The organism is Pseudoalteromonas sp. TP27, assembly GCF_056470645.1.
In genome coordinates this window covers 55289-70901 of sequence record NZ_JARDAK010000013.1, presented here as the reverse complement: position 1 = coordinate 70901, position 15613 = coordinate 55289, and the positions used below count along the sequence as shown (strand labels likewise).

Below are 15613 nucleotides of genomic sequence, written 5' to 3'. Positions count from 1 at the left end.
ATATCTTGATTGAGCAAGTTAAAAATCTATTTAACTTTATAAAATCAACACCCTATTATTTTATGTAAAGCCATTTTAATAACTTAATAATAAGCTTATTTTGTTTAAGTAACAGATTAATACGAGGATTAAACGATCCTGATACTAACGTATTTTTAGCGTGGCTAAACGTTAAAAACCCTTCAACACCATGATAGTGCCCCATACCTGAATGCCCCACTCCACCAAAAGGGACATCATCGGCAGTCACTTGTACAAGCGTGTCGTTTACTGCCACAGTGCCACTAATAGTTTGCTTCATAATGTATTTTTGAGCGTGCTTATCTTGCCCTAAAATATAAAGCGCTAACGGGTGATGATGTGCTTTAATGTAATCAATTACAGTGTCGAGCTTTTCATAACTCATTATTGGTAATATTGGACCAAACAACTCGTCTTGCATAAGCTGCATGTCGTCAGTAACTTGAGTAACAATATGAAGCCCCATACGATGCTTTTCTGCATCTTGTTGGTTTTGTTCAAGTGGCTTGATGATGTTTGCGCCAAGCTCTTGTGCTTGCTCTAAGTAACTTGCTAAACGTTTATAGTGCGCATCACTAATAATAGAGGTTAAGTTTTTACCTTCAACACCTTCTTTAAAATGCTTTTTATATAGCTCACATAATTGCTGAATAAGTTGATGCTCAAGCGCTTTGGGTACAAATACGTAATCGGGTGCTACACATATTTGCCCTGCGTTGGCCATCTTGCCAAACAGTAAAGCTTGCGCCGCTTTTTTAATATCGGCATTTTGGGTAATAATAACTGGCGATTTACCACCGAGCTCAAGCGTTACGGGTGTTAAATTACGACTAGCCGAAGCCATTACTAATTTACCTACGGCCGTTGAGCCCGTAAATAATAAATGAGCAAATGGGAGCGATGAAAACTGCGCGGCTACGTCGCTACCGCCTTGTATTATTTTGCAATGCGTTTGCATGTCGTCTTTAAATATTTTTTCGATAACGGCGTTTGTATGCGGTGTAAATTCGCTTAATTTAAGCATAACTCTATTACCTGCTGCTATCGCGGTAAGTACAGGTACTAACGCTAGCTGAATTGGGTAATTCCACGGTGCAATAATACCGACTACACCCTTAGGCTGGTAATTAACACTGACTTTTGAAGGCCATAAGCTTAAACCCACAGAGCGATTACTTGGCTTTGCCCACTTTGGTAGCTTTTTAATAATGTGCGCGAGTGTTTGCACTGTAGGTAATATGTCACCAACTAATGTATCGAAAGCGGTTCTATAACCAAAATCTTTTGAAGCAGCATCCACTAGCTCTTGCTCAAATTCAGCAATACGAGTGCGTAGTTTTTTTAATAAAACGAGACGTTTATCAACTGGCAAGTAAGGCGTTTCGAGAAAGCTTTTTTGCAATTCATCAAATTGGGGAATTAAAGGCATTGCGTGTGGTGTGTCGGTGCTCAAAATAGATTACTCAATTTTTAAAGTTACCGCAGACTATAACCTTGTTCTGTTTTTTGAGCAATAACACTAATTATCTAAAAAAGAGCTTCTTGAGCAATATAAATAAGCATAAAGAGTAGCTTTGTTTAAAATTATAAATATAAACAAAACTACTCTGGTATAGGTTGGTTGGAACTAATTTAGTACGGCTTTAAAAGCCAAATACCTGAGCTGCGATCGTCATTGTTACCAGCGTTATTAAAACAATAGCGACAATATTGAGTACAAATCCTGCTCGGATCATATCGCGCATTTGTATTTGCCCAGAGCCAAACACAATGGCGTTTGGAGGCGTGGCTACCGGCATCATAAACGCACAACTACACGCTATAGCAGCAGGTATTACCCACACTAAAGGTGAACCCGTAATTGACTCTGCAACAGGCCCTAGTAATGGTAAAAAGCCAGCTGCTGTGGCTGTGTTACTGGTGATCTCAGTTAAAAAGGTAATTAATGCAACAACCACTAATATACTCATCACAAGCGGGATAGTACTTACACCCTCAATCATTTGGGCAATAAAATCAGCAAGACCTGATGACTTTATTTGAGACGCGAGTGTTAATCCGCCTCCAAACAATAATAATACGCCCCACGGTACTTCTGACGCGTGATGCCAATCAAGAATACGCTCATCTTTATCTTTATTCGCTGGCATTACAAACAACAGTAATGCCGCTGCAATTGCAATTCCCGTATCCGAAATTTTAAGACCTGTCATATCACTAAGTAAAGGTCTAAAAATCCAGCAAAGTGCAGCCAGCGCAAATACAAACAACACGCCTTTTTCAGCACGTTGCATTACACCAAGCCCTTTTAACTGCTCTGAGAATACGGCTTTTGTGTCTGTTTTTTTATCTTTATTAACGCCTGAATCTACTTTATAAGCAAACTTAGTAAGCCAAATCCAACTGATGAATAACATACTAAAAGAAAGTGGCACACCTACAATCATCCATTGTGCAAAGCCTATTTCTATTTGATAACTATCTGATAAATAAGCAGCCATTAACGCATTAGGCGGTGTTCCAATAAGTGTTGCTATGCCACCAATACTGGCGCCATAAGCAATCGACAACAGCAATGCTTTGCCAAAGCCTTCGTTTTCAGGATCTGATTGCTTAACTAAACTAGTGATCGAAAGCGCGATAGGTAACATCATTACTGCCGTTGCAGTATTGGACATCCACATTGATAAAAATGCGGTAACGAGCATCATCGCTAAAATTTGTAAGCTTGGCTTACTGCCCGCGTACGACATAGTGCTAAGTGCAATTCGTTTGTGCAAACCCCAACGCTCCATAGCAATGGAAATTAAAAAGCCGCCTAAAAATAAAAATATTAACGGATGTGCGTACGGTTCAGCTACACTTTTTATTGCTGCAATATCAGCAAGTGGTGATATTACCAGTGGTAACAAAGCAGTTGCAGGAATTGGTACTACTTCGCTCACCCACCACGATGCCATCCAAAATGCTAAACCTGCGGTTTTAAATGCGGCTACAGACATACCCGTTGGTGGATCGAGTAAACATGTTAATAGCATTATTAAAGGGCCTAGTATTAAAAAAAGCCATTGAAAATTTCTTTTCTTATCGGGTTCTTGTGTGAGTATATTATCTGTCATGGCAGGCCTCTAAAATTTGTATTTAAGACCAAGCGCAACACTGCTGTCGTCTTGTTCTTCTAAATTAAGATCGGTGTATAAAAGGTAAGCAGTTGTTTGCTTATCAAACACGTAGTCAAGCCCAGTAGTCCATTGTGTGGCATCTGAAGCTTGACGAAGTGCTGAATCATCTTTTGCAAACTGAATTTTTGGTACCCACTTATCAAGTGTATAGCTTAAACTTACAACATAGCCATTGCCTGATTTAATGCCATCTTCCGATTCTGAATGCTGGTACAGAGCGCCTAATTGTAATTGTTCAAACTTATAAGCGCCCGCAATACGACTTGCGGAGATGTTGTTAAGCGATTCTACATGACTCAAAGATACATAATATGCTGTATTGCTTAAATTACGATCACCATAGATAAGCGTAGCAGCAAAACCCGCTTCGTTATCTTTATTGTCATCTTTTGGGGCGTAGGTAAATGAAAACTGTGCGTTATGCCAGTATTTAGAGGTGTAAGTTAACGTATCACCGAGTCTGTCTTGCCCAGCAATAACTTGAGCTATATCGCCTTGGGTTTCGTTAAAGTTATCAACTTTTCCTTCTGAGTATTTAAAACGTGTATCGTTTCTTCCTACTACAACTTCACCAAACGCGCCTTTTAAACCTAAGTAAGTATTACGTGCAGTGAAAGGTTCGTCGGTATCGTCTTCTTCAAAGCCTTTTACTTGTACTTCATATTTAAAAACAACGCTTAGATATTCGTTAAGTTTGTGGTCGCCTTTAATACCAATACGCGAGAATGGCGCTTCTATTTGTGTGCCTTCATCTGCGTAGCGCATTATACCTGTATCGGTATTAGCAATTTGTACCTCAGCTTTACCATATACAGCATATTCAGCCGCTTGAGCAGAGTACGAGCAAATAGCGAGGCCACTAATTGAGGTGAGTAAAATACAGGGATGTGTAAACTTTATCATTGTGTGTCCTGATTATTAGAATCTACTTGTTGTCAGTTCTAATAGAGCAACTTTACTGCCAATGATATAAAGTTATTAAATTTCAGATGGTTGGCTTTATTAATCAATAATAAAAGGAGATAATGTGCGGTTTTCCACACATTAAAATAATTAGATTGTCACAAATACCGCACATATTAGTCAGTGAACATATCACGGTTTAAATGGTATTTACTCATTTTATCGTAGAGGGTTTTACGGGCAATTTGCAGTGTTTCCATTGTATTTTTAATGCTGCCATGGTGTCGCTCTAACGCCTCTTCTATTAGGGATTGTTCATAAAACGAGACTTTTTCAGATAGACTTAAATCGGGAGATAGTTCACCTTGAGACTGCGTTTTTGTAAAGACAAAAGCAAGCTCAACACCGAGTAAAACGGCGCGCTCAGCTTGGTTTCTGAGCTCCCTTACATTACCTGGCCAATCGTATGCAATTAAGCGCTGCTGTAATTCGCTATTAAGGGGGGCTGGTGGTTTATGGTAACGCGTTGCTGCAATAGAGCTAAAATGCTTAAACAAAAGTAATATGTCGGCTTTTCGGGCGCGCAGTGGCGGTATGTCCACTTTTACTAAGCTGAGCCTGTAGTATAAATCAGCTCTAAATTCGCCTTTTTCCACTAACGAAAGGAGGTCTACTTTGGTCGCTGCCACAATTCGTATATCTAAATTAATTGCTTTATTATCACCAATAGGGGTTACTTTGCGCTCCTCTAATACACGCAGTAATTTAACTTGTAGCGACATAGGCGTACTTTCAATTTCATCTAAAAATACGGTGCCGCCTTGCGCAAATTCAAACTTACCTTTGCGAGCATGAGTTGCTCCCGTGTAGGCACCACTTGCTGCACCAAATAACTCACTTTCTATTAATTGCTCAGGCACTGCGCCGCAATTAATCGCAACAAAGTTAGAACTAGAACGAATGCTTTGGTCGTGTAAATAACGTGCTACAAGCTCTTTACCCGTGCCTGTTTCGCCTTCAATCATCACATCAGCAGGCGTATCAATCACGGTATTTAGCAAATGCATCATGTCTTGCATTTTAGGCGTATCACCCAATATGCGAACGCCGGGTGCTGAGGTTTTTTGTACAGCTAATTTTAATGCGCGGTTTTGAATCACAAGGCTGCGTTTATCGCAGGCCCTAGCTATGCAGTCGAGTAGTGTTTCATTAAGTGGCTTTTCAAATAAATCATAGGCCCCTAGTTGCATCGCTTTTACAGCAATTGTTACATCGGCATAACCTGTTAAAAATATAACCGGAAGCTCACTGTCAAAGGCAGTTACTTGCTCAAGCAGTGTTATCCCATCCATTGTGGGCATATTTATATCGCTAAGCACCACGCCCATAAAACGGCGGTTGAGCTTGGTTAAGGCGGCGCTTGCATCGCTAAAACACTCAACTGTATAGCCCTCAAGGGTCAGTAATTGCTTTAAAGAATCTCTGATCATAGCTTCATCATCAATAATAATGATGTGCTTACATGTTGATTGTTCACTCATCTGCTTTATCCTGCGTACTCGATAAGCTTATTATAAACTCAGCACCTCCTTCTAATCTATTATGTGCACTTAAAGATCCACTAAACGAATCAATAATTTGCTTTGATATAGATAGCCCAAGCCCTAAACCATTACTTGCTTTAGTACTGTAAAATGGTTCAAATAAATTACCAAATGCATGCTGTTCGATACCCGAACCGGTATCTAAAATTGAGAGTTTTACACGGTTATCAAAGCATTCAACCTTAAAGCTCAATTTACGAACTATTGAGCCATTCATTGCCTGACTTGCATTAGTAATCAGATTAACTAGCACTTGCTCAAATTTAAGCGAATCTACCCATACAATCAACGCGCCATCTATTTGAGGTGGCTCAACCTGCACGTTATCTTGCTTTAATTGCGAGCTGGCTATCATTAAAGCATTATTAATTAAACCCGCCAGTGGGTGAGGCCGTAACTGAGTTTGTGAGGGTTTGCTAAAATGCTTTAACTGTCCGACTATTTTGTGCACTCGCTCTACAAGCCCTTCAACAACATTAAGGCTCTCAGCTAGAGCGCTATAGTTTTGCTTAGCTAATAACCTTTTAGCACTTGCAAGGTAGGTGTTAATTGCACTTAATGGCTGATTTATTTCATGATTAATGCCCGCACTTAACTGCCCTATTGTGGCCAGCTTAGCAGATTGCACTAGCGCAACTTGTGCTTTTTCAAGCTCTTGTGTTCGCTCAATTACTTTTGTTTCTAGACTGTGTCTTGAATATAAAAGTTTTTTATAGCCAGCAAAACGAGCCAGTAAGCTATAGCCTATAGTAGTTATTAAACCGTAAATAACACTAACCCAAAATAATCGAGGTAATTGCGCCGAATTTACAGAGGTTACATCAACAAGCACATACATATTTGCGCTAAAGTAACGCAGTGGTTTAGCTGCGCTTACATATAAATTTTTATTTATTTTATAATGCGTTATACCTTCACTAATATATTGAAATTGCTCAACATATGCAGGTTGATGATCTAAATACGCTCTGCGTAATTTAATATCACGACGTTGCGTGATATTAAACTTACTAAAACTATTTAAACGCCAAGCTGGCACATCAGACATAGCAATAACGTCATCAGCAAGCTGCAAGTAAAAATGACTCGCCATTGATGTATTTAAAAGCTCTCTATCATTTTCAAATTTACTTACATTAACCTTTAATACCACAACACCTACCGCTTTGTTATCATGATAAACCGCTTGTGAAAAATAAATCCCTCGCTCTTTTGAGCGCATACCTAAGGCAAAATAGGCCACTTTTTCGCCTGCAAAAGCACGTTTAAAATAAGGTCTAAATGCAAAGTTACTACCTAAAAAGGTGTAATCGGCTTGCCAATTACTACTTGCTGTTACTGCGCCCTGGGCATTAAGTACAAATATATCTGATGCACCACTGGCTTGTTGTATATCCGCTAAGTAGTTATTTATGGCGTTGTAATGGGCTTGGTCGCCGTTTGCAAATTCAATCATTAACTGATTATAAGTAAGTAGCTGGGGAATAGCCGAAAAACGAGCGAGTTCAGTATCAATGTAATTATTTAATTGAGTAACCTGACGCTGCGCTTGAGTTGTTGCTTTTTCAATATCGTGAGCGCGGCCTACCCAAAATGTAACAACTAAAATTAATACTAATAATAAACATACTGTAATTATTCTTTTAGAAAACGAAAACATGGCCTGCCCGAGAAATAGCCTAAAAATTAAAGGCCGCTAGTGTAACGACTTATAGGATACAGAGATATAAACTTTTTGTTAACAAAAGCATTTAATTATACTTACTAACTAAATTTAATCCTAAAAAGAAAAAACACCGCAAACAGTTATGTTTGCAGTGCCTAAAATGTAGAACAAAATTAATACTTTATTAATTTGTAGCTAAAGCTGATCTGTTTTTTAAGTATTTGTATAAACCGATTAATGATGCGGCTATCCAAAATATTTCAATCACAAAGCTTGCTAAATTAAAGTTATAGCAAAGGCTAATTAACAATAAAATCGCCCCTGTTAAATTCATCATATTATACGTTAGGCTAGCTGGAGATGTTTTACCTAGCTGCAGTAAAAAAAATGAACCAACTACTAAAAAAGTACCTGTCATGCCTATGATGTCAAATAAGAGTGCTATCACTAAACTATCCTTTATCCATTTTTAAATAACCCAATAAACTGGCCCGATCCATGGGGAGGGTGTTTTTTCATTCATTGAAACAGCAAACCGGACGATTCTATCAATATGGTAAATTCTGACAAGGCCATATGTCCGTATGAAGAAGCCTTTACTTCAAAACTTTATTTAAACGTTACTTTTCCGCCGATAATTTTATAGGCTGGTGCACCACGAATAATAGCTTCTCGAGCAAATGGGCGACTACAGTTAGGACAAATACATGGCTCACTTGTAAAGTCTTGACTAATACGCTCTTTAAAACACTTAACTAATGCCCCCTTTCCCCCTTTTCGGTATTTAAATAACGAAGCTTTACAGGCTGAGCAAAAAATATCGACCGTTTTAGTAGGGCCTTTTTTATTGGGTTTTGCCATTACGTCCTGCGGTATTATATAAACAGTTATTAGCAATTATATCAGTTTAGATAGGTAAAGGTTACCACATCTAACTTAGAGTTTAGGTACGGCATACTTAATTTATAAAGGCCGATCAAATGTAACCCTTATAAAATAGACTCATCCTAATCATTTAAAAATAAGCGTTTTAGCTGTGACGACAATATATTCATATTAAAAGGTTTTACTATAAAGCCAGAAACCTTAGCCGCAATGATTTGTTTAACTTTATCTGTACCGTCTTCACAAGTAACCATTAATACTGGAATATCAGCGAGAGCTTTATCCTTTCGAATATTTGCGAGTAGATTAACGCCATCCATTTTTGGCATATGAAGGTCTGTAATAACCAAATCAAAATGCTGATTGCGTAAAAAAGCCAAAGCTTGCATTCCATTAGTTGCTTCAACAATATCGCTATACTCTAGTCTTCTTAGCATATTAATTAATACATGACGCATAAGCGGCATATCATCAACAACTAATATTTTCATTAATACCTTTACCAAATCATGTAAATGAAGATTATATAAAACTACTCTACTCGTAGATAACAATCAAATTAGGCGTTAATGGTTATTCAAATTTTACGGCCATAGCCCTAAAATAAGCCCCATTAACGAAAACTGTAAAATATGATAGCCCCCGTTAATTAAAAAAAGCTTTAAAGGGCGTTGCTCAAATATATAGCTTAGCCCTAATGAACTACCAATCCAAAAAAAACCGATAATAAAGCCCGTTCCTATACTTTCACCTAAACTTGCATCTTTACCTAAAAAAAGAGACAGCATTAAAGCCGCTATAAACACTAAAAAAAAGCTGCCGCCAAATATCAACTTAGGATTAGCTGACTGCAAATCTTGGTCGGTTAAGCCAATACTTTCTAGCCATGCATTTTTAAATAAAGCTTTTGAATACCATATACCGCCAAGCATAAAAGATGAAAGTGCAGCTACAAGTATTGCAAAATAATCAACATCTAAAAGGTTCATACAAACAGCCGTATATAAAAGTGTAATACCGTTTGGTATTAAATATTAACGATATAAAGATACTCTAAATGTAGCTATAAATAGGGGATTGAGCAAATGGCTTAACTTGAATTAATTACCCGTATAGAAGGTAATTATACAAAATAAAGTCTATAAATTACCAAATTTAGCGTTCGTTAAAAAAGCCAAATCAGTTGGTGAGAGTGCGATTTCTAAGCCTCGTTTTCCGGCGCTCACATAAATAGTGCTAAACAGTGAAGCACTACTATGAATAAACGTAGCTAGGCGTTTTTTTTGCCCAAGAGGGCTTACTCCACCTAAAATATAACCCGTGCTAGTTTGGACTTTTTGTGGAGCAGCCATCGCTACTTTTTTAGTACCACATAGTTTTGCTAGCTGTTTTAAATTAACTTGTTGCGACACAGGAGTAACAGCAACAATTAGCTGCCTTTCATGCGTTTCAAGTACTAAGGTTTTAAATACTTGTGCACTGTCTAAATTTAACTTTTCAACAGCTTCAAGCCCATAATGGCTATTACTTGTATCGTGTTCATAGCTGAGCACTTCAAAGGAAATTTTTTGTTTTTTTAATAGTTCGATTGCTGGTGTCATAATCATTTATCATATTGCTGAATTAATATTAAAGTAGCACAATTTTAAGCAAAAAAAACGACGCTAAAAGCGTCGTTTTTTGTTTATAATAATTTAAATTTATTTAGTTAAATCGTCAAAAAACTTTTTAACACCGTCAAAAAAGCCTTGCTCTTTAGGTCGGTTTTTTGAGCTGTCTGTGCCCATACTTTCATCTAACTCTGTCAATAGTTCACGTTGACGCTCGTTTAAATTAACTGGCGTTTCGATTACTACCTTACAAATTAGATCGCCCTGAGCGCCGCTGCGTACAGACTTAACACCTTTGCCACGCATACGGAACATTTTGCCTGTTTGCGTTTCAGACGGTATTTTAAGTTTTGCACGACCATCAAGTGTTGGCACCTGAATTTCGCCACCAAGGCCTGCTGTCGTAAAGCTAATTGGTACTTCACAGTATAAATTATTCGCTTCACGTACAAATATTTCATGTTCACGAACCGATACTTGCACGTACAAGTCGCCTGATGGCGCGCCATGCATTCCGGCTTCGCCTTCACCCGTTAAGCGGATACGATCGCCTGTGTCAACGCCAGCTGGAATTTTAACTGAAAGCGTTTTAGTTTTTTCTACGCGGCCCTGGCCATGACATTTGTTACAAGGGTCTGAAATAATTTGCCCTTGTCCCTGACACGTTGGACACGTTTGCTGTACAGCAAAGAAGCCTTGGCGCATTTGAACTTGGCCAGCACCATGACATGTTGTACATGTTTTAGGTTTAGAACCCGCTTTAGCACCGCTGCCATCACACGGCTCACAGCCAACCCATGTAGGTACTTTAATTTCAACTTCTTTACCACGAACCGCTTCTTCTAAGCTTAGGTCCATGTTGTAACGTAAATCAGATCCACGTTGCTGACGAGATTGACGTCGGCCACCGCCACCACCAAAAATATCACCAAACACGTCGCCAAATACATCACCAAAGTCGCCATGCCCGCCACCAAAACCACCGTGGCCACCGCCGCCACCTTGTTCAAATGCTGCGTGACCATGTTGATCATACATTTGACGTTTTTGGCTATCAGTTAAAATTTCGTACGCTTCTTTAACTTCTTTAAACTTTGTTTCGAGATCTTTATCGCCTGCGGTACGATCTGGATGATATTTCATCGCTAAGCGTTTATACGCTTTTTTTATGTCTCGCTCACTCGCATCTTTGCTTACGCCGAGGACTTCGTAATAATCGCGTTTTGACATATCTATCACACTACTCTTTTCTGTTTACAGCATAAGCTGCAGGATAAACCGATAAATCGCATCGATTTATCATTGAATTTTTGAACCTTAAACACATGCAAAAGGCGCGACAAGCTATTGCTCGCGCGCCTCAATTGTTCATCCTAACCTAAACAACTAACGTAGTTAAGTGTTTTTGGTTAGCGAGAAGCGGTAGCAACAATTACTTGTCGTCTTTCACTTCTTCGAACTCTGCATCAACAACGTCGTCGTCTTGCTTAGCTGATTGCTGTTGCTCGCCTGCATCTGCTGAACCTTGCTGTGCTTTCGCTTGGGCAATTTCCATCAGTTTTTGAGACTTTTCAGCAAGCGCTTGAGTTTTAGCTTCAATCTCTTCTTTATTGTCGCTCTTAATTGCAGCTTCTAAATCTACAACAGCAGCTTCAATCGCTTCTTTATCTTCGCTTGGTAATGCATCACCAGCTTCTTCAATTTGCTTACGAGTACCGTGAACTAAAGCATCAGCTTGGTTACGAGCAGCTACAAGTTCTTCAAACTTTTTATCGTCCTCAGCATGTGCTTCTGCATCACGAACCATTTTTTCAACTTCTTCATCGCTTAAGCCAGAAGATGCTTGAATCGTAATTTTTTGCTCTTTACCTGTATCTTTATCTTTAGCAGATACATGTAAGATACCATCAGCATCAACATCAAATGTTACTTCAATTTGCGGTGTACCACGTTGTGCTGGGCGAATACCTTCTAGGTTAAATTGACCTAAAGATTTATTATCGCTTGAACGTTTACGCTCACCTTGTAACACGTGAATTGTTACAGCAGATTGATTGTCTTCAGCTGTTGAGAATGTTTGCGATTTCTTAGTAGGAATCGTCGTATTTTTCTCAATCAATGCAGTCATTACTGAACCCATTGTCTCGATACCTAGAGATAATGGAGAAACATCAAGTAATAGTACATCTTTAACGTCACCAGCAAGTACACCACCTTGAATCGCTGCGCCTACTGCAACTGCTTCATCAGGGTTAACATCTTTACGAGGTTCTTTACCAAAGAACTCTGCAACCGTTTTTTGTACTAAAGGCATACGTGTTTGGCCACCAACAAGAATAATGTCGTTGATGTCGCTTACTGATAAATCAGCATCAGCAAGTGCACGTTTAAGCGGCTCTAGAGACTTCATTACTAAATCTTCAACTAGTGACTCAAGCTTAGCGCGTGTTAGTTTCACGTTCATGTGCTTAGGGCCAGATGCATCAGCAGTTACATACGGAAGATTTACTTCAGTAGACTGTGCAGATGAAAGTTCAATTTTTGCTTTTTCAGCAGCTTCTTTAACACGTTGCATTGCAAGAGGATCAGTTTTTAAGTCTAAGCCTTGATCTTTTTTGAATTCAGCTACTAGGTAGTTGATTACGCGGTTATCGAAATCTTCACCACCTAAGTGAGTGTCGCCGTTTGTAGCAAGTACTTCAAAAGTGTGCTCGCCTTCTACTTCATCAATTTCAATGATTGATAAATCGAAAGTACCGCCACCTAAGTCATATACTGCAACTACGTTTTCGCCACGGTTTTTATCCATACCGTAAGCAAGTGCCGCAGCAGTTGGCTCATTAATAATACGTTTAACTTCAAGGCCCGCAATACGACCCGCATCTTTAGTTGCTTGACGTTGTGAATCGTTAAAATATGCAGGTACTGTGATTACGGCTTCAGTTACTTCTTCACCTAAGAAGTCTTCAGCAGTTTTTTTCATTTTTTTCAGTACTTCAGCAGAAATTTGTGGTGCAGCGCGTTTTTCGCCGCCCGCTTCTACCCATGCATCGCCGTTGTCAGCTTTAACAATTTTAAACGGCATGATGCCGATATCGCGTTGTACTTCTTCGTCTTCAAAACGACGACCAATTAAACGCTTGATTGCAAATAATGTGTTTGTCGGGTTAGTAACCGCTTGACGTTTAGCTGATTGACCAACTAATGTTTCACCGTCTTGCGTATAAGCAATAATAGACGGGGTTGTGCGATCGCCTTCAGCGTTTTCAATAACACGTGCTTTGCCACCATCAAGTACTGCAACACAAGAGTTTGTAGTACCTAAATCGATTCCGATAATTTTACCCATGAAACTTCTCCAACTTCAATATTCGTTAATACGTTCGATGACTTAGTTAATAGGGATGCTGCAAACTTAATTCAACTGTAAAAATGAAAAAAATTTCATTTTTTGTGATTTATTTACAAAATAACCCTAATAATTGTAAGGAATGGTGATTTTTACATCGCTAGGGAGGTTTTTAATTACTGGTCTGACTAGTTGGGTTGTGTTATAAATTTATTAAATCGCACTTTAAAAGGACATCCACATGCATTTTGAGCAATTACTTCAACAAGCCGCAAATCTTGGAAATTCAGATAATATCGAACAATCAACTAGCACCATGCAATTTCCAGAAAATTGGTGCCAAGGCAGAACAGCGTTTGGTGGCCTTTCTGCTGCATTACTTTATCAAGCAATTAGAGGTAAGGTAACGGATGATCGTCGCTTACTCTCTCTCAGTACTAATTTTGTAGGGCCATTACTTGCCGATACTCCTTTTTCATTGTCGGTTGAAATACTACGCCAAGGTAAAAGTAGTACACAGGTATTAGCCAAAGCGATTCAAAATGAACAAGTATGTGTAATAGTACAAGCGTGTTTTGCAAAAAGCAGAGACTCGGGCATTAATGTGCCTGTTTCAAAGTCATTGGGCTTAAAGCCGGTAGATGCGCGTCATACATTACCTTTTATAAAAGGTCAGATGCCTGAGTTTTTTCAGCATGTTGATTTATGCCCCCAACAAGGTGGTATGCCATTTAGTAGTGCAGAAACGTCTCACCTAGGTGGTTGGATGCGCTTTAAGCATACGCCAGAGCAAATAACAGAGGCACATGTTATTGCACTTACCGATGCATGGCCGCCAACCCTCTTACAAATGTTCAAACAACCTGCGCCGGCAAGTAGTATGTCGTGGTATTTAGAGTTTGTACAAGAGCCGAACTTAACTCCCGGCGAATGGCTAGGCTTTGAAGCAATTACACATCATTCAAAAGATGGTTACGGTTTAGAAGATGGCTGTATATGGTCACAATCGGGTGAGTTAATAGCCCTTACACGCCAAACAGTCGCTTTATTTGACTAAAATTATGGCCAAACAATATTAAATTGTTTGGCCATTAAATGCTTATTAGCTGTTCGCGTTGTATTAATGCATTAAATATTGCAAAATTGGAGAAATATTCTTCATGCTTGGTATTAAATTGCAAACTGTATGCCCCTGCTGCGATCTGATCATAGATATACCTCGCATAATCGCAAAACAAATGGCGATATGCCCGCACTGCCACCACAAACTTTGCGAAGCTGATGTTAATCACGACAGCCGAATTGTCGCACTTAGTTTTAGTGCCCTACTCATGCTACTTAGTAGTATGTTTTATCCTTTTATTTCTTTTAGCAGTAGTGGTATTACTCAAACAATTACTCTGCCCGATGCTGCCCGTATTTTATTTAATTACGACAGTGAACTGCTTGGCCTATTTATTGATTTGAGCATTATTGCTCTACCTATGGGTTTACTCCTTATTTTAATTCCTTTACATCTTGGGCTGTTAAAAACATTACCAGAGGGTATCGCAAGGCGGCTACTAAAGTTCACCCTTGCATTAGAGCCTTGGATTATGTCGGAAATATTTTTAATCGGTGTACTGGTTAGTATGGTTAAAATCATGTCGCTGGCTGATATTAGTTTTGGTACTAGCTTTTGGGCTTATGTAGGATTTGTTATTTTATACATAGCAGCGCTTGTTCACTTAAACCGCCCACGCTTGTGGGCTCAAATAAAGCCTGTAAAAATACTCGAAGGCGCAGAGCATGCTAAACGTGCAATAGATGAAAACATTAAAGCTTGCCATGTGTGCCATCAACTTTGTACGGGTAATATTTGTCAGCGTTGTCATACTAAAACACACGTCAGAAACCCTTATAGCGTACAAAAAGCAGCAGCTTGGCTAATTACTTCTGTTGTTTGTTATATTCCAGCTAATGTTTTACCTATTATGCACACCACTAGCCTTGGGGATGAATCACCTTCGACTTTAATTGGTGGCGTAATTACACTTTGGAAAAGTGGCTCCTACCCTATTGCTGCTATTATCTTTTTAGCCAGCGTAGTGGTGCCACTTGCTAAGGCTTTTGTACTCAGTTTTTTATGCATAATGGTAACAAGGCCTGCCAACAGGCATACAAAAAGTTATACGCGAATTTATCAACTGACTGAGTTTATCGGCAAATGGTCTATGATAGATGTATTTGTGGTGGCAATTTTAGTTGCCTTAGTTCAATTGGGTAATTTAATGTCAGTAACGCCAGGATTAGGCATTGTATTTTTTACAATTATGGTAATATGCCAAATGATGGCTGCCCATGCCTTTGACCCACGTTTATTGTGGGATTCACCCAAAAATAAATAATCAGAG

The 15613-nt window shown here is 39.0% G+C and carries 14 protein-coding genes; 2 read left to right on the top strand and 12 right to left on the bottom strand.

Annotated elements, in window-relative coordinates; translation table 11 throughout:
- Positions 1-55: 55 nt before the first annotated feature.
- From PX700_RS14940 to dnaK, 12 genes are all read right to left on the bottom strand, one after another.
- A complete protein-coding gene (locus tag PX700_RS14940; protein ID WP_479521145.1) occupies positions 56-1450 on the bottom strand; it encodes a coniferyl aldehyde dehydrogenase in 1395 nt (464 codons plus the stop codon).
- Between the two features lie 214 nt (positions 1451-1664).
- Positions 1665-3140, bottom strand: a complete 1476-nt coding sequence (locus PX700_RS14935) for an SLC13 family permease (RefSeq protein ID WP_479521121.1) — start codon at positions 3138-3140, stop codon at positions 1665-1667.
- 9 nt (positions 3141-3149) lie between these two features.
- Entirely contained in the window at positions 3150-4106 is a 957-nt protein-coding gene (locus PX700_RS14930; protein ID WP_479521120.1) for a porin, read from the bottom strand.
- Positions 4107-4282: 176 nt separating this feature from the next.
- Entirely contained in the window at positions 4283-5647 is a 1365-nt protein-coding gene (locus PX700_RS14925; RefSeq protein WP_479521119.1) for a sigma-54-dependent transcriptional regulator, read from the bottom strand.
- Positions 5640-7370, bottom strand: a complete 1731-nt coding sequence (locus tag PX700_RS14920; protein ID WP_479521118.1) for an ATP-binding protein — start codon at positions 7368-7370, stop codon at positions 5640-5642. Before PX700_RS14920 ends, PX700_RS14925 begins: the two co-directional genes overlap by 8 nt.
- A 190-nt stretch (positions 7371-7560) precedes the next feature.
- Complete coding sequence (locus PX700_RS14915; RefSeq protein WP_024605495.1) at positions 7561-7824, bottom strand: CBU_0592 family membrane protein; 264 nt, start codon at positions 7822-7824, stop codon at positions 7561-7563.
- A 161-nt stretch (positions 7825-7985) separates the two neighbouring features.
- The gene (locus PX700_RS14910) at positions 7986-8237 is read right to left on the bottom strand and encodes a hypothetical protein (RefSeq protein WP_024598562.1); all 252 of its coding nucleotides are present in this window, start codon (positions 8235-8237) and stop codon (positions 7986-7988) included.
- 146 nt (positions 8238-8383) lie between these two features.
- A complete protein-coding gene (locus PX700_RS14905) occupies positions 8384-8752 on the bottom strand; it encodes a response regulator (protein WP_479521117.1) in 369 nt (122 codons plus the stop codon).
- A gap of 93 nt (positions 8753-8845) precedes the next feature.
- Positions 8846-9250, bottom strand: coding sequence for a DUF1761 domain-containing protein (locus PX700_RS14900; RefSeq protein ID WP_479521116.1), 405 nt, complete (start codon positions 9248-9250; stop codon positions 8846-8848).
- Between the two features lie 150 nt (positions 9251-9400).
- Complete coding sequence (gene ybaK, locus PX700_RS14895; protein WP_479521115.1) at positions 9401-9862, bottom strand: Cys-tRNA(Pro) deacylase; 462 nt, start codon at positions 9860-9862, stop codon at positions 9401-9403.
- Between the two features lie 99 nt (positions 9863-9961).
- Complete coding sequence (gene dnaJ / locus PX700_RS14890) at positions 9962-11101, bottom strand: molecular chaperone DnaJ (RefSeq protein WP_166420074.1); 1140 nt, start codon at positions 11099-11101, stop codon at positions 9962-9964.
- A gap of 202 nt (positions 11102-11303) precedes the next feature.
- Positions 11304-13220 carry a molecular chaperone DnaK gene (gene dnaK, locus PX700_RS14885; RefSeq protein ID WP_415637107.1) on the bottom strand — a complete coding sequence of 639 codons (1917 nt, stop codon included), beginning with the start codon at positions 13218-13220 and terminating at the stop codon, positions 11304-11306.
- Between the two features lie 241 nt (positions 13221-13461).
- Here dnaK and PX700_RS14880 point away from each other — a divergent pair, with 241 nt between their 5' ends.
- Positions 13462-14277, top strand: a complete 816-nt coding sequence (locus PX700_RS14880; protein ID WP_197180223.1) for a thioesterase family protein — start codon at positions 13462-13464, stop codon at positions 14275-14277.
- A gap of 181 nt (positions 14278-14458) precedes the next feature.
- The gene (locus PX700_RS14875) at positions 14459-15607 is read left to right on the top strand and encodes a PqiA/YebS family transporter subunit (protein WP_479521144.1); all 1149 of its coding nucleotides are present in this window, start codon (positions 14459-14461) and stop codon (positions 15605-15607) included.
- The last annotated feature ends 6 nt before the right edge of the window (positions 15608-15613 follow it).

Coding starts and splice junctions, on each gene's coding strand:
- PX700_RS14900 (WP_479521116.1), bottom strand. CDS start 9,250: ATGAACCTTTTAGATGTTGATTATTTTGCAATACTTGTAGCTGCACTT.
- ybaK (WP_479521115.1), bottom strand. CDS start 9,862: ATGACACCAGCAATCGAACTATTAAAAAAACAAAAAATTTCCTTTGAA.
- PX700_RS14930 (WP_479521120.1), bottom strand. CDS start 4,106: ATGATAAAGTTTACACATCCCTGTATTTTACTCACCTCAATTAGTGGC.
- PX700_RS14920 (WP_479521118.1), bottom strand. CDS start 7,370: ATGTTTTCGTTTTCTAAAAGAATAATTACAGTATGTTTATTATTAGTA.
- dnaK (WP_415637107.1), bottom strand. CDS start 13,220: ATGGGTAAAATTATCGGAATCGATTTAGGTACTACAAACTCTTGTGTT.
- PX700_RS14875 (WP_479521144.1), top strand. CDS start 14,459: ATGGCGATATGCCCGCACTGCCACCACAAACTTTGCGAAGCTGATGTT.
- PX700_RS14910 (WP_024598562.1), bottom strand. CDS start 8,237: ATGGCAAAACCCAATAAAAAAGGCCCTACTAAAACGGTCGATATTTTT.
- PX700_RS14905 (WP_479521117.1), bottom strand. CDS start 8,752: ATGAAAATATTAGTTGTTGATGATATGCCGCTTATGCGTCATGTATTA.
- PX700_RS14935 (WP_479521121.1), bottom strand. CDS start 3,140: ATGACAGATAATATACTCACACAAGAACCCGATAAGAAAAGAAATTTT.
- PX700_RS14880 (WP_197180223.1), top strand. CDS start 13,462: ATGCATTTTGAGCAATTACTTCAACAAGCCGCAAATCTTGGAAATTCA.
- PX700_RS14940 (WP_479521145.1), bottom strand. CDS start 1,450: ATGCCTTTAATTCCCCAATTTGATGAATTGCAAAAAAGCTTTCTCGAA.
- dnaJ (WP_166420074.1), bottom strand. CDS start 11,101: ATGTCAAAACGCGATTATTACGAAGTCCTCGGCGTAAGCAAAGATGCG.
- PX700_RS14925 (WP_479521119.1), bottom strand. CDS start 5,647: ATGAGTGAACAATCAACATGTAAGCACATCATTATTATTGATGATGAA.